The sequence below is a fragment of the Sphaerimonospora sp. CA-214678 genome (assembly GCF_050942215.1).
In the GTDB taxonomy this organism is placed as follows: Bacteria; Actinomycetota; Actinomycetes; order Streptosporangiales; family Streptosporangiaceae; genus Sphaerimonospora.
In genome coordinates, this window is record NZ_CP192056.1 from 5,685,638 (window position 1) to 5,699,417 (window position 13,780).

The 13,780-nt window shown below is 70.8% G+C and carries 10 protein-coding genes; 3 read left to right on the forward strand and 7 right to left on the reverse strand.

Features of this window, described 5'->3' with window-relative positions; genetic code table 11:
- Nucleotides 1-15 precede the first annotated feature (15 nt).
- Together ACQP1K_RS25410 and ACQP1K_RS25415 are read left to right on the forward strand one after the other, a co-directional pair.
- Nucleotides 16-459, forward strand: a complete 444-nt coding sequence (locus tag ACQP1K_RS25410) for an NfeD family protein (RefSeq protein WP_433498206.1) — start codon at nt 16-18, stop codon at nt 457-459.
- Nucleotides 452-1,543: an SPFH domain-containing protein gene (locus tag ACQP1K_RS25415; protein WP_433498207.1), complete on the forward strand. Its 1,092-nt coding sequence runs from the start codon at nt 452-454 to the stop codon at nt 1,541-1,543. Before ACQP1K_RS25410 ends, ACQP1K_RS25415 begins: the two co-directional genes overlap by 8 nt.
- Here the strand turns inward: ACQP1K_RS25415 and ACQP1K_RS25420 are convergent.
- The 3 genes from ACQP1K_RS25420 to ACQP1K_RS25430 all read right to left on the reverse strand — a co-directional run bounded on the left by ACQP1K_RS25420 (nt 1,501) and on the right by ACQP1K_RS25430 (nt 5,754).
- Nucleotides 1,501-3,117 carry a GTPase gene (locus ACQP1K_RS25420; protein WP_433498208.1) on the reverse strand — a complete coding sequence of 539 codons (1,617 nt, stop codon included), beginning with the start codon at nt 3,115-3,117 and terminating at the stop codon, nt 1,501-1,503. The genes ACQP1K_RS25415 and ACQP1K_RS25420 overlap by 43 nt on opposite strands.
- A complete protein-coding gene (locus tag ACQP1K_RS25425) occupies nt 3,114-4,856 on the reverse strand; it encodes an ABC transporter (protein WP_433498209.1) in 1,743 nt (580 codons plus the stop codon). Before ACQP1K_RS25425 ends, ACQP1K_RS25420 begins: the two co-directional genes overlap by 4 nt.
- 154 nt (nt 4,857-5,010) lie before the next feature.
- Entirely contained in the window at nt 5,011-5,754 is a 744-nt protein-coding gene (locus tag ACQP1K_RS25430; RefSeq protein WP_433498210.1) for a response regulator transcription factor, read from the reverse strand.
- A 251-nt stretch (nt 5,755-6,005) separates the two neighbouring features.
- On the opposite strand from ACQP1K_RS25430, the gene ACQP1K_RS25435 reads away from it, so the two are divergent.
- A complete protein-coding gene (locus ACQP1K_RS25435) occupies nt 6,006-7,295 on the forward strand; it encodes an aminotransferase class I/II-fold pyridoxal phosphate-dependent enzyme (protein WP_433498211.1) in 1,290 nt (429 codons plus the stop codon).
- A 78-nt stretch (nt 7,296-7,373) separates the two neighbouring features.
- On the opposite strand, the gene ACQP1K_RS25440 is transcribed toward ACQP1K_RS25435, so the two are convergent.
- From ACQP1K_RS25440 to ACQP1K_RS25455, 4 genes are read right to left on the reverse strand one after another with little or no spacing between them, the layout of a single operon-like run.
- Nucleotides 7,374-8,348: a hypothetical protein gene (locus ACQP1K_RS25440; protein WP_433498212.1), complete on the reverse strand. Its 975-nt coding sequence runs from the start codon at nt 8,346-8,348 to the stop codon at nt 7,374-7,376.
- On the reverse strand, nt 8,345-9,745 hold the full coding sequence (locus tag ACQP1K_RS25445) for a condensation domain-containing protein (protein WP_433498213.1): 1,401 nt from the start codon (nt 9,743-9,745) through the stop codon (nt 8,345-8,347). Before ACQP1K_RS25445 ends, ACQP1K_RS25440 begins: the two co-directional genes overlap by 4 nt.
- Nucleotides 9,742-11,784 carry an AMP-binding protein gene (locus ACQP1K_RS25450; RefSeq protein ID WP_433498214.1) on the reverse strand — a complete coding sequence of 681 codons (2,043 nt, stop codon included), beginning with the start codon at nt 11,782-11,784 and terminating at the stop codon, nt 9,742-9,744. Before ACQP1K_RS25450 ends, ACQP1K_RS25445 begins: the two co-directional genes overlap by 4 nt.
- Nucleotides 11,769-13,403, reverse strand: a complete 1,635-nt coding sequence (locus tag ACQP1K_RS25455; RefSeq protein WP_433498215.1) for a hypothetical protein — start codon at nt 13,401-13,403, stop codon at nt 11,769-11,771. Before ACQP1K_RS25455 ends, ACQP1K_RS25450 begins: the two co-directional genes overlap by 16 nt.
- Nucleotides 13,404-13,780 lie beyond the last annotated feature (377 nt).

Sequence of the window (13,780 nt, forward strand, 5' to 3'; positions counted from 1 at the left end):
TTATGGAGGCGGCAAATGGAGTCCTGGATCATCTGGCTCATCCTGGCGGCGGTGCTCGGAGTCGCGGAGATCTTCACGCTGACCGCCGCTCTCGGGCTGCTGTCCGCCGCGGCGCTGCTGACGGCGGGAGCCGCCCTCGTCGGGCTGCCGGTCGGCCTCCAGCTCGCCGTGTTCGCCGCCGCCTCGACCGCCGGGCTCGCCGTGGCGCGGCCACTCGCGCAGCGGCTCATCAGGCAGCCTCCGCTACGGCGCTTCGGCGTGTCCGCTCTCATCGGCAAGCCGGCCTACGTGACCACTCAGGTCACCGCGCACGGAGGCAGGGTGCGCATCGGCGGTGAGGAGTGGTCCGCCCGGGCCTATGACGACAGCCTCGTCATCCCCGCCGGCACGACCGTCGACGTGATCGAGATTGAGGGCGCGACGGCCCTCGTTTATCCGAGGGAGCTTGAGCATGGGTGATTCTGTTCTGATCGGCGGCATCATCGTGGCCCTGGTCGTGGTGTTCACGGTGTTGCGTGCGGTCCGCATCGTCCCGCAGGCCAGAGCGGGCAACGTGGAGCGCCTGGGACGGTACTACCGCACACTGGGTCCCGGCCTGAACTTCGTGATCCCGTTCATCGACCGGGTCCATCGCCTGATCGATCTGCGCGAGCAGGTGGTCTCTTTCCAGCCGCAGCCGGTCATCACCGAGGACAACCTCGTCGTCGACATCGACACGGTGCTCTACTTCCAGGTCACCGACCCCAGGGCGGCGGAATACGAGATCGCGAACTTCATCCAGGGCGTCGAGCAGCTCACGGTGACGACGCTGCGCAACGTCGTCGGCGGCATGGACCTGGAGCAGACGCTCACCTCGCGCGACACGATCAACAGCCAGCTCCGGGGCGTGCTGGACGAGGCCACCGGCAAGTGGGGCATCCGGGTCAACCGGGTCGAGATCAAGGCGATCGACCCGCCGAGGACCATCAAGGAGGCCATGGAGAAGCAGATGCGCGCCGAGCGGGACAAGCGCGCCGCCATCCTGACCGCCGAAGGCCAGCGGCAGTCGCAGATCCTCACCGCCGAGGGCGAGAAGCAGAGCGCGATCCTGCGCGCCGAGGGTGAGCGCACCGCGCAGATCCTCAAGGCGGAGGGCCAGTCGCAGGCGATCGACGAGGTATTCCAGGCCGTCCACCGCAACGACCCCGACCCCAAGCTGCTCGCCTACCAGTACCTGCAGGTCCTCCCCCAGCTCGCGCAGGGTGAAGGCAACACGTTCTGGGTGATTCCGAGCGAGGTGACCTCGGCGCTTCAGGGCGTGTCCAAGGCGTTCACCGAATCGCTGCCGCCGTCCCCGGCGACACGGGAGCGTGAGCGGAGCGAGGCGGGCAGCGCCGCCGTGGCAGCGGCCGAGCAGGCGGCCGCCGAGGCCAGGGCCGCGGCTGAGGACAGCGAGCTGGGACCGCGCCAGATCGAGGCACGCGATCGGGCCGCCGATCTGGCCGACCTGACCGGTGCGGATCAGGACCCGGCCACGGCGACCCGCTCCACGAATCGTCCGTAACGCGCCAGCTCCGCCGTCGCGGGCGCGATGACCAGCTCGTTTCCGACCTGTTCTATGGCCGCCCGCAGCGCCCTGGCCGCCTTCCGCGCCCTGCGCCGACCGCCCAGCCAGGCGACCGCCCGGCAGAGCAGCGCGACGAACACCCCCGCCACCGCCCCGCCCGCCAGCAGCGCGGTCGGCCACGGCACCCGGTCCAGGGTGGGCGTGGGCGGCCGGGGCAGCAGAAGATAGTCGACCACGAAGAGCACGGCCAGCCACCCGGCTCCGGCCGCCATCGCGGCGGTCAGCAGCCACTGCAGCGCTCCCGCCGCCCGCCACCACCGGGGTGTCCGCGACACGCCGACCGAGGTGGTGGCCACCGCCCGGTCGAGGGCGTCGGCCAGCTCCGGCGTCCGCGACCGCGCCGCGTGCCGTACGGACGTCGCCCACGGCTCCGGCACACCGGCAGCGGCTGCCGCGCCCACATCGCGTACGGCCAGCTCCATCGCGGCCACCTGCACGGATGTCGCCGCCGGAAGCGAGGTGCGGGCGTCGCCGCCGCCCGACAGCCGCAGCCGGCGCAGCGGATCCGGACGCAGCCTGCGCATCCACCGCGTCACCGGCCACCCGGTCGCGGCGACCGCCCGATGCCGGTGGGCCCTGGCGACCGCCCGGACGACCAGCGGCACCGACGCCGCCTGTTCCAGCGCCCGGACGAGCTCTCGAGCCCGCGGCCGGTCGGCGGAGACGCCGTCCGATCCGACGCGGTCTCCCGGGCCCGCTCCGCCGGCCGCCGCCGAGTCCCGCAGGGCCGCGGCGGCCGTGGCGGCGTCAGCGGCCAGCCGCGACGCCCAGGCCCGGCGGCGGGACACCCGCCGATCGAGCAGGGTGCGCAGCTCGGCGACGCCTTCTCCGGTCCGGGCCGACACCCCCAGCACCGGCACGTCCCGCAGCCCGTCGGCGGCGAGCAGCCGGCGCAGATCGTCGAGACAGCGGGAGATCGACCGGCGGGGCAGCCGGTCGATCTGGTTCAGCACGACGACCATGACGTCCCGGTGGCGGGCGAGCGGGCGCAGGTACCGATCGTGTACGGCCGCGTCGGCGTACTTCTGCGGGTCCAGCACCCAGACCAGCAGATCGACCACGCCGACCAGCCGGTCCACCTCCAGCCGGTGTGAGAGCTCGATCGAGTCGTGATCGGGCAGGTCGAGCAGGATCAGGCCGCAGGCCCCCCTGCCGGCGACCGTGTGCCGCAGCGGCACCCCGAGCCAGTCGAGCAGCGGGCCGGCTCCGGCCGGGCGCCACAGCGCCGCCTGGGCGTGGGCGGTCGTCGGCCTGGTCACCCCCACTTCGGCGAGATCGACCCCGGCCAGCGCGTTGAACAGCGACGACTTCCCGCTGCCGGTGGCTCCGGCGAGCGCGACGGCCGTGTGCTCCACCGACAGGCCACGCCGCACCCCGGCCCGGTCGACCACGTCGCGTGCCCGGTCGATCGCGGCCGCGCCGAGCCGTCCCTCCGCCAGGCCGGCCGCCTCCGCGAGCGCCGCGAGCCGGTCGTCGAGCGGAGGCCCCGCCTTCCTGCCGAGAAGCTTCAAAGCGGCTGCCTTTCCCGTCTCTCCCGTACGGCCCGCGCCGTTTCCCGCAGCCGTGCCGCCGTGTCCGCCGCGCCCCCGAGCCCCGTCAGCAGGGAGGTGAACCGCGCGCGCTCCCCGTCGAGAAGGAGGCCGACCCTGCGGCGGAGGTCCTCTCGGGCGCAGCGGGTCAGCTCACGCACGGCCTGGTCGCCGAAGACCGCCTCGAGCAGCTTCTGGCTCAGCACTCCGGTGCCGCCGGCGATGCCGACCTCGATGCCGGTGATCCCCCCGGTCGCGGAGAACACCGCCAGCATGAGAAGCACGCCCAGGCTGTTGACGCCGAACGACGCGGCCCGGGCCAGGGTCCGCCGATCCGCCCCCTCCGACCTGACCAGGTGGAGCACGTGACTCTGCCAGGCGCGTACGGCCGTCTCGGCCCGGCCGGGCAGCTCGGCGCCGGCGCGGCCGAGCCGGCCGGTGACCGCCACGCCGGACCTCTCCAGCAGGTCCCGGCCGGCGGGCCGGGCCAGCCACGACTCGACCGATCGCTCGGCCGCACCGTCGGCCACCGCGCGGATCAACGCGGCGACGCCGCTCTCCAGCGCCACGCTCAGCTCCCGGTCGGGAGTCGGGCGGCCGGTGACGGCCGCGGTGACCCGGTCACGCAGCCGCGCGACCCGGGACTGCAGCGACCGCATGAGGTCGCCGGTGCCGACGAAGTCCTGCCAGCGGGCCAGCACCTCACCGCGCAGCAGCACGCCGTCCCGCATGCCCTCGTCGAACCCGTGCAGGGCCGACGCGTACGCCTCATCCACCACGGCGCGCAGCTCGGCGATGCCGGCCTGCTGCCGGTCGACCCGGTCGGCCAGTTCCGGCACCCTGACCGCGACGCTGTCCAGCGCCCCGGTGAGGGTCCGCCGTACGACCGCGGCCCGTGAGCGTGCGTCGGCCGCGAGCCCGGCCAGCCAGCCGGAGATCGGCCGTACGGCCGAAGCCGGCAGCCTGGCGCGCTCCGATGTCAGCTCCAGCTCGGGCACAGAGAACAGCGGCGCGCCGGCCAGGCCGTTCTCCCTGAGCAGGCGGGTCAGGTCGGCGGTCACGGGCCCGCTCGCCTCCGGGGGCACCCGCTGCAGGATGACGGCCAGGGCGGTGCTGCGTTCGCGGGCGCTGCGCAGGAAGCTCCACGGGACCTCGTCCGCGTAGCGGGCCGCTGTGGTGACGAACAGCCAGAGGTCGGCCGCGGCCAGGAGCTGCGCAGCCAGCTCGCGGTTGGCGCTGACGACCGAGTCGACGTCGGGGGCGTCCAGCAGCGCGAGGCCGGCGGGCAGGTCGTCCGACGTGGCGATCCTGAGCGTCCCCGGCTCGCCGCGGCCGCCGCCCGTCGCGCGTGGGATGCCGGGGAGGACGTGCGCGGCGGTGAACCAGGCGACGTCGGCGGGGTTGGCGACCAGGGTCGGGGCGAGCGTGGTGGGCCGCAGCACGCCGGGCTCGGTGACGTCGGCGCCGACCAGGGAGTTGACCAGTGTGGACTTGCCCGCGCCGGTGGAGCCGCCGACGACGGCCAGTAGCGGCGCGTCGATGGCGGTCAGCCTGGGCAGCAGATAGTCGTCGAGCTGTCCGCTCAGCTCCTTGAGCATGCGCCGGTCGGCCGCGACGTCGCCGATGGCCAGCGGGAACAGGTCCTGGTCGAGGTGGCGTCGCAGCTCCCGAAGCGCCCCGAGCAGCCGCTGCGCCCCGACCGGCCCGTCGTCGCCCGCCATAAAGACGGTTTTCCCGTACAAAACGGGTCAAATCACTTAGATACCGCCGCTCGCCTCGCCGTCTCCGCCTCTCGGCCCCGCTCTCGGCCTGGAGGTCTGGAGGCCGGGACCTTCCGCGGGTGGCCGCCGGGCGGGGATGGCCCGGCCGCCTCGCTCAGTGACGTGGAGCGCGCAGCACGTACCCCACCCCGCGGATCGTGTGGATGAGCTTCGGCTCGATCCTGTCGATCTTCCGCCGCAGGTAGGAGACGTACGATTCGACGACGTTGGCGTCCCCGCCGAAGTCGTAGTGCCACACGTGGTCGAGGATCTGCGCCTTCGAGAGGACCCTGCCCTGGTTGACCATGAAATAGTGCAGCAGCTTGAACTCGGTCGGCGACAGCCGTACGGGCCGGCCCGCCCGCCACACCTGCCGGGTGTCCTCGTTCATCTCCAGGTCGGCGACCTCGAGCCGCGACGGCCCCTCCTCGCCACGGGTACGGCGCAGCACGGCGTGGATCCGCGCGATGACCTCTTCCAGGCTGAACGGCTTCGTCACGTAGTCGTCGGCCTTGTTCAGCCCGGCGATCTTGTCCTCGGTCGCGTCCCTGGCGGTGAGGAAGACCACCGGGATCCGCGGCCCGGCTCCGCGCAGCCGGTCGGCGACGGCCAGGCCGTCCATGTCCGGCAGCATGACATCGAGCACGATCAGGTCGGGCCGATCCCGCTCGGCGGCCAGCATGGCCTCGGCGCCGGTCGAGGCGGTCACCACGTCGAACCCGGCGAACCGCAGGCTGGCCGTGAGAAGCTCCAGGATGTTCGGCTCATCGTCGACGACGAGCAGGCGGCCCGCCGACTTCTCGCCGCGCGCCGCCGCGCCGAGGGCGCCTCCGGTGCTGGTGCGAACGTTCGCCCTCATGACACTCCCTCCCCGCGGGCCGGACCTCCCGCGCCGTCGGCGGACACCGCTGTGCGCCTCGTCACTGACCGCATGGTCTTAAGACCATGGCAAACCCCGCTTCGGGCTACCTTGGCCGATCCTGAGGGTTTCCTGCGAAGATGAGGGCACTCGGTGCCGCGCCTTCGCCGCCACTCCCCGAGATGATCCCCGGCCGGGGTTGGTACATTGATCCCCGGCCAAGGCACAGGCGTCCACATGGAGGATCGGCGTTGTTTGATCCGGCGAGCGAGTCATTTCGACAGGGCACGATCCACCTCGACGAAGCACGGAAGGCCTATGCCGACCTGTGCGCCCGAGGCCTGAGTCTGGACCTGACCCGCGGTAAGCCGTCCCCGGCGCAGCTCGATCTTTCCGGCCCCCTCCTGCGGCTACCGGCCGAAGGCGACGTGCGGGCGGCGGACGGCACCGACTGCCGCAACTACGGCGGCCTCCGAGGTCTGCCCGAACTGCGGGCGATCTTCGCCGAGCTGCTGCGGATACCGGCCGACCAGCTCCTGGCCGCCGGGAACGCCAGCCTCACGCTGATGCACGACATCATCGTGCAGGCGCAGCTGTCGCCCCTGCCCGGTGCCAAGCGCCGCTGGGCCGACGAGCCGGAGGTGCTCTTCCTGTGCCCGGCCCCGGGATACGACCGCCACTTCGCGATCACCGAACGGTTCGGCATCGGCATGGTGCCGGTGGAGCTGACCGGTGCGGGGCCCGACATGGCGGCGGTCGAGAAGCTGGTGGCGAGCGATCCGCGGATCAAGGGCATGTGGTGTGTGCCCAGGTACAGCAACCCGACGGGCGAGGTCTACAGCGACGAGTGCGTACGCAGGCTCGCGGCGATGCCGACGGCCGCTCCGGACTTCCGTCTGTTCTGGGACGACGCCTACGCGGTGCATCACCTGACGGAAGAGCGCATCGAGATACCGCCGATCCTCTCCGCCTGCGAGGAATCCGGCAATCCCGACCGCGCCTTCGTCTTCGCCTCGACCTCCAAGATCACAATGGCCGGGTCCGGGGTGGCCTTCGTCGGATCTTCGCCCGCGAACATCGAGTGGCTCCTCGGCCTGATGGCCAAGCAGACGATCGGCCCCGACAAGATCAACCAGTTGCGGCACGTCCGGTTCTTCGGCGACGCGGACGGCGTGCGCCGCCACATGGAGCGCCACCGCGAGCTGCTCCGGCCCAAGTTCGCCGCCGTCTACGAGGTTCTGGAGGCCGAGCTCGGCCCGTACGGCATCGCCGAGTGGACCACCCCCAAGGGGGGCTACTTCCTCAGCCTCCACGTGCCCGACGGGTGTGCGCGTGAGGTGGTCCGGCTCGCCGGACAGGCCGGCGTCGCGCTCACCCCCGCCGGAGCCGCTTTTCCCCTGGGGCAGGACCCGCGTGACCGGCACATCAGGCTGGCACCCAGTTTCCCGTCCGTCGACGACGTACGCGAGGCCATGCACGCGGTCGCGATATGCGTCAGGCTCGCCGTGGCCGAGCAGACGGCCGCGAACGCGAAGGCCTGACGTACGGCCTGACGTACGGGCGGGGCAGGATCGCGCCCGGGGCCGGTCGCCGCGACCGGCCGGTGCAGGCGCCCGCGTTCAGCCGAAGAGCACCGAGCCGAGCACGTCGTCCAGGTCGAGGTCCGCACGGCAGAGATCGATCGACTCCCGGTAGCGATCCCGCACTCCCGGGTCATCGGCGACGGCACGCTCCTGCGGCGTCAGTTCGCGGATCTCGCGCTCCCGGAAGCGGTACTCCTGCTCGTTGCCGTGCAGGCCGGGCACCACGTACGCCTCGGGCTCCGCCGGATAGTGGATTCGGGCGCTGTCGGAGTTCAGATCACCGGCCGCACCCCATGCGGTGAGGATCGCCGGGCTGAAGCGGTCGGCCACGCCGAGCCCGGCGAACAGCCTCGGCACGACGATCTCCGGACGTCTGCTCGCCTCGTACGGGAAATGGGTCGTGGTCACGCCGGCTTGCTCCGCGAAGGCGCGCATCGCCAGGTAGTTGGCCGTCGACAGGCGGAAGTTGGCCACGACCCGGTCCCTCCCGATCTTCGGTGCCCATTTGGCCATCCACGAGTCGAGACAGGCGGCCGGGTCACGGTCGAGCACGAGCAGGTGCAGGCGGCCGGCCGGCCAGCCCGCGTCGATCAGGCATTGGACGGGATTGAACACGCACTCGTACGGCACGTAAGGACCGGCCATCTCCTTGGCGAACAGCACCGGCTCTCCGTCGGGAAGCCGCCACGGCGCGCCCTCGCCACCGCTGAGCACGAAGCGGGCGATGGTCTTGACGGGCTGGTAGTAGGAAGAGATCCCGGCCATGCCGAACAGATTGGTGATCGCGGTCGACCCGACGCGGCACCGCCCCCACCCGACGATCAGCCGGGGAAAGTCATCGGGCGCCAGGCCGTCGAATCCGGCACGCAAGGTGGCGACCACGGCGTCCGTGACCTCCCGCACGGTGACGGTTCGCGTCTGATAGCGGTTGTCCGGGGCGAGTTCGACGTCCCACAGTTCCGGGGCGCCGACGGCGAGCAGTTCGGTGAGGGGCACGGACGTGGTTGTCATGAGCGATTTCCGTTTCTCGTCGGCGACTCTGAAGAGGTGTCCCGGGTGCTGTCGGCGAGACCGAACAGCACCGGCAGTTCGCGCATCTCCACCTGCCGGTGGGAGGCCGTGGTCAGGACGGTCTCCACCCCGACCAGGACACGCGGGATGTCCCCGGGCGGCACCAGGGCGGTGTCGGCGAGCAGCGATACCTCACACGAAGCCCCGCGCTGCGCCAGCCCCAGGCAGAACGTCATGTCGTGCCGGTCGAAGCCGCCGATGAACGCCGGTGGCGCCGGCGGACCGGGCAGGTCCGGCACCTGCCAGTCCCGGCCCAGCCGCGCGTCGTTGAAGTAGCCCGACAGGTCGATCGGATGCCGTCGGCTCCGGTTCACCTCATCCTTCAGCGCCCCGAGCGCGTCGGGGTCGTACTGCGCGTGGAAGTACGCCTCCGTCGCCTGCCGGTAGACCGCCTGGACCGTCGAGTCCAGGTCGGTCTCCGGGGTCCGGAAGACGAACAGGCCGTCCTGGGCCGCGGCGGCGAGAAGCCGCCGCTGCCGCGATGTGTACCGGTTGGCCGCGATGAGCTGCATCGCGACCGTCGATCGGCCGCGCAGGATGCCCAGCACCGCTGCCGCGAGCGTCAGCAGGACGGCGGAGCTGGACGTCCCCGTACGCTTCGCGAGCCGCATCGAGGCGAGGGCGAGTTCATCGGAGCGGTACGCCCAGCGCTGCACACGCGGCTCGCCGAGGACCGGATTCGGCGACCGCTGCGGCTCGTCGGGAAGTTCGCCCAGCCCGGCCCGCCAGAAGCCGATGGCCTTGGCCGCCTGACGGCGACCCCGCTCCGACCTCTCGTACGCCGCCTGCCGCAGAGGCTGCCACTCCGTGACGAAATCGACGGCTTCCCCGTGCAGCAGTCCGCTCGCCGAGTCGGTCAGCCGCTCGATCGCCCAGCCGTCGAGTGCGACGTGTGACGCCACCAGGGCGATCGCGAACACCTGATCACCCCGGCAGATCAGGCCGAGCCGTACCGGCCACTCCCGGTCGAGCAGGAACGGCGCGGCGGCCAGCCGCCGGGCGCACTCTTCGGCCACGACGGCCGGGTCCGCCTCACCGGCCTCCACGACCTCGACCGTGTACTCGCCCTCGGCGGCGACGATCTGCCCGACGCCGTCCGGGTCGTCCACGAAGTGCGTACGCAGGACCTGATGGCTCTCAACGAGGTGACGCAGCCAGTCGCCTACGGCGCGGGGTGGGACGGCGCCGTCGTCCACCGCGACCACCCGCCGCAGGTTGAACGCGGCCGAGGCGTCCCCGAACCACTTCAGGGGGCGCCAGATATGGAGCTGGCCCCATGTCATCGGCCCGATGTCCGGCTCAGCCCGGAAGCGGACACGCAGCCCTTCGCCGGTCATGACGGCAGGACGTGCTCGCCGACCAGTTCGGCCAGGCGGCGCGGGGTCCGACGGTCGAAGAGCTCGCCGATGCCCATCTCGGCGCCCAGCTCGTCATCGGCCACGGTGACCAGTTCGACCACGCTCAGCGAGTCCCCGCCGAGATCGAAGAAGTCGTCGTCGGCTCCCACGGTCTCGAGCTGCAGCACCCGGGCGAACAGAGCGCACAGCGCCGCCTCCGTCTCGGTCTCCGGTTCGGAGAACGGCCCCGCCGTCGCCGGTCTCATCGCCGGGACCTGCGGCAGGCTACCGTAGTCGACCTTGCCGTTGGGGGTGAGCGGGAAGCGGGAGACCGCGACGAAGCGGGATGGAACCGACGCCTGCGGCAACTCCTGCTCCAGCCGAGAGCGCAGGTCGTCCGGGTTCACGCACGCTGCGGGCACCGGCCGCACATACGCCGTCAGCCGGTGTCCTCCGCTCTCGGCCTGCGTCGTGATGACCACCGCTTCCGCGACGTCCGGGCAGCGGCGCAGGGCTTCCTCCACGATCGGCAGTGCGACCCGGTGTCCCCTGATCTTGACCTGGCGGTCGGCGCGGCCCAGTACGTCGACGGTGCCGTCGGGCGACATCCGAGCCAGGTCGCCCGTGTGCAGCAGCCGTTCGCCGGGCGCGCCCCAGGGATGCGGGGTCCATCGCTCCGCGGTGAGCGCCGCCTGGCCGTGGTACCCCGCGGCGATCACCTGGCCCGCTATGCACAGCTCGCCCGTCTCCCCGAAGGGAACCCGCGTCCCGTCGGGACCGAGGATGTGGACCTCCGCGTTGATGATCGGCCGCCCGACCGGCAGCCGTGCCCCCAGCGTCGCGTCGTCACCGACCCAATGCCACGTGCAGCCACACGTCTCGCTCAGCCCGTAGTGGTTGGCGAAGCGGGCGCCGTCGCTGCCGACGATCCAGTCGGCGAACTCCCGCGTGAGATAGAGCGGCTCGCTGCCGATCATGACCAGCCGGGCCATACCGTTGACGTCGCCGAGTGCGGTGAGCGCCCGTACATGGGAGGGGGTGAGCTTGAGGAAGCCGCAGGGGCCGCCACGGGCGAGATCCACCAGTTCGTCGAACCCGACCGGTTCCGGGGCGACCTGAAGCTCCCACTCCGCGACCAGCGCGGTGAACAGCGTCATCACCGACCCCACGAAGTGCAGCGGGGCGTGCAGGAGTGCGCGTTCCCCGGGCCGGAGGGCGAACTCCTCCGCGCACCACCGGACGTAGTTGACGAGCTGACCATGGGTGCCGAGGACGCCCTTGGGTGCTCCGGTCGTACCCGAGGTGTACATCACATACGCCGGATCGGCGGCGGACACCGTCGCCGGCCGGGCCACCGCCCCCTCACGGCGCTCCACCCCGACGTCGTCCAGCCCGTCCACGGAGAGCACCGGCCCCCGGTAGCCCCCCAGGATGGCCCGCCCCCGGTCATCGGTGATCACCAGTGGATCGCCGGCGTCCGCGAGAATGGTCAGCAGCCGCGACGGCGGGTCGGCCATGGCGAGCGGCAGGTAGGCGGCGCCCGCGCGCAGGACCGCGACGATGGCGAGCACCGCCTTCGCCGACCGGGGAAGCAGAACGGCGACAGGTCGCCCGTGACGTGCCCCGGCGTCGCACAAGGCGTCCGCCCAGGCCCGCGTGCGTTCCGCCAGCTGCGCCCGGGTGATGATCTCATCCTTGTAGCGCAGCGCGATCTGCTGCGGCCGCCGGTCGCAGCACGCCTCGATCAACGCGTGGATGCCGACGTCGGGAATCGGTATCCGGACACCGCGGACCGAGGACACTTCCGGGTGCACCTCAGGCGGGGCGACCGCCGCCCCGGTCAGCCACTGGTCCACCGCCACCGCGGGGTCGCCGTGCTTTCCGCGCGAGGATGAGACGTCCGTCCACAGTTCCTCGATCCGGGCCAGGCACCGCTGTCGTTCCCCGGGACCGCCGACGGCCTCCCATCCGGCGGGGATCGGCGTACCGACCGGCCAGATCGAGTACTGCCGACACGCGTTCGTCACAACCTGGTACACGATGGGGTCTCCATGTCTCGGACGAGCTGGGCCAGGGACGTGCTCCAGCGCTGTTCGCGATACCAGTCCGCGCCGTACGACTTGATCACGGGCGGCGGGAAGCCACCCGCCTCCGACCGCTTGGCCACTTCCCTCCAGTACACGTCGATCAGACCGGAATAGCGTGAGGCCATCCGCAGGTCGGCCAGTGTGAAAGGTTCACCGTCCATCCTGACCACGCGGATGTCGTAGCATCCGCGATAAGCGTGCCCCTCGGGGGTGAAGGCAGGCATCCACATGGCCGCTCCGGGCGCCCGCAGAGTAAAGCGCACCTGCGATCTGGTGTGACCTCCGTGCCGCTGGTCGCACCATTCCCCGATGTCCGGGACCAGGGGCGGGAAGAAATAGTGCCGCTGCTGCGGGATCTGCTCCCGGTCGAAATTGCCGGGGATGAAGTGCCAACGGTTGTACATCATACGCTGGGCTACCTGCCAGAGAACCTCGGACAGCTCCGCACCGGGCATGCGCCGAGCCAGGGCCGGGTCGGGAACGACACAGCAGAAGAAATTGTTCTTACGCAATTCGAGGATCTTTTGCGGCGTGTTCTCCGCGACCGCCATATCGGCCAGGTCGCGTATTCCGCTCGTCATCGCGTAGTCCCCGTGCGTGGCCAGCACGGCTCCCAGGACAATGGCGTTCAGAACCTCTTCGAGGGCGGTGACGTCCCCGTCGAGCACCGCGATCTCGACCGCCCGTGCGGTGAGCTCTCCGACCAGCTCGCGGGGGTCGGCGTCGACACCCGGCGGCTCCCCACGATGGCGCGCGGCGAGCGCGGCCAGGACGGGCGGCACCTCCGTGAGCGCGCGGTCCGACACGTCCCACGGAAGGACGAACTCGTCTTTCGCGTACGTCAGTCCGTTGACACGCCGATACCTGACGTACCTGCTCTCGTCCACAGCGGACACCAGGTCGCGCACGGTCGTCGCGAGATCTTCGAGCGTCATCGTGGCCAGATCGGCGTCGGCCCGCATGCCGAGGGCGAGACGGTAGCCGCTGCACAGCCGCAGCAGCACCCCGCGCAGCCGCGTCGCGCTGAGCTGGCGCCCGTTGAACTGCTCGAATCGGACTGCGCGACCGGTGCGGAACAGCAGTTGCATCGCGCCGACGAACAGCCGCTCCTCCGGCGTCCACTCCTCAAGCGGCCGGGTGCGCAGGGCGGGTAGCAGCCTGCCCTTGATCAGAGTCGAGGAGCCCGAGTCCGATCGGGAGAACAGCACGCGCCCGATGTAGACGAAGACCGTCTCGACGCGCTCCACCCAGTCGATCACCTCGTTCAGCTTGGTCATGAGCACGCCTTCATCGCGCCAGCGGGCGAGAAGCGCGTCGACGCCGGCCCGTTCGTGATCCTCGAGCGCCTGCTCCGCCGCCGCCTCCTCCTCGATCTGCCCGGTGAGCCATTCGGGCAGGTGAATGCCGGCCACGACGTCCTCGGAGACCGCCGGGTCGTTCCTGCCTACCTCGTGCAAAGTCATCCGGCCAAGGGCAGAATGGGTCACGATCACGTTGCAGGTCTCGAATTGCTGAGCCAGCGGGTCGATCAGGCGGAGTTGCTCACGCCCCAGCACATGCTGGAATATCACCTTTTCTCTGATCGTGAGACTGCTGATCGCGGACCGGAAAGGCAGCCTTCCGCCGAGCGTCAGGAGCCGTAACAGGCCGGCGCCCGCCGAATCAGAGAAAAGCACCGACGGAGAACGTATGGTCTGCAGATACGCATCCCACACATCACGCTTCGTTAATCTGCCCATTGTCTATCTCCCCAGCATTCGAGTATGGACGGCACGTAACCAGAAGACCAGAATGCAAGCGATCGGCGAGGATGACACCGAATTAAACGTGATGACTGAGCGGATTCCAGAGATGATGAGCATTTGGGAGCGCTCCCACAAAATTGGACTTTATACGAGCAGCACAGTCGAGTCAACGGGTTGAATTCATATATCTCGATTGCGACAAT

Excerpts from the sequence above, each read along its gene's own strand:
- ACQP1K_RS25410 (WP_433498206.1), top strand. The coding sequence starts at position 16 with ATGGAGTCCTGGATCATCTGGCTCATCCTGGCGGCGGTGCTCGGAGTC.
- ACQP1K_RS25415 (WP_433498207.1), top strand. The coding sequence starts at position 452 with ATGGGTGATTCTGTTCTGATCGGCGGCATCATCGTGGCCCTGGTCGTG.
- ACQP1K_RS25425 (WP_433498209.1), bottom strand. The coding sequence starts at position 4,856 with ATGGCGGGCGACGACGGGCCGGTCGGGGCGCAGCGGCTGCTCGGGGCG.
- ACQP1K_RS25430 (WP_433498210.1), bottom strand. The coding sequence starts at position 5,754 with ATGAGGGCGAACGTTCGCACCAGCACCGGAGGCGCCCTCGGCGCGGCG.
- ACQP1K_RS25440 (WP_433498212.1), bottom strand. The coding sequence starts at position 8,348 with ATGACAACCACGTCCGTGCCCCTCACCGAACTGCTCGCCGTCGGCGCC.
- ACQP1K_RS25445 (WP_433498213.1), bottom strand. The coding sequence starts at position 9,745 with ATGACCGGCGAAGGGCTGCGTGTCCGCTTCCGGGCTGAGCCGGACATC.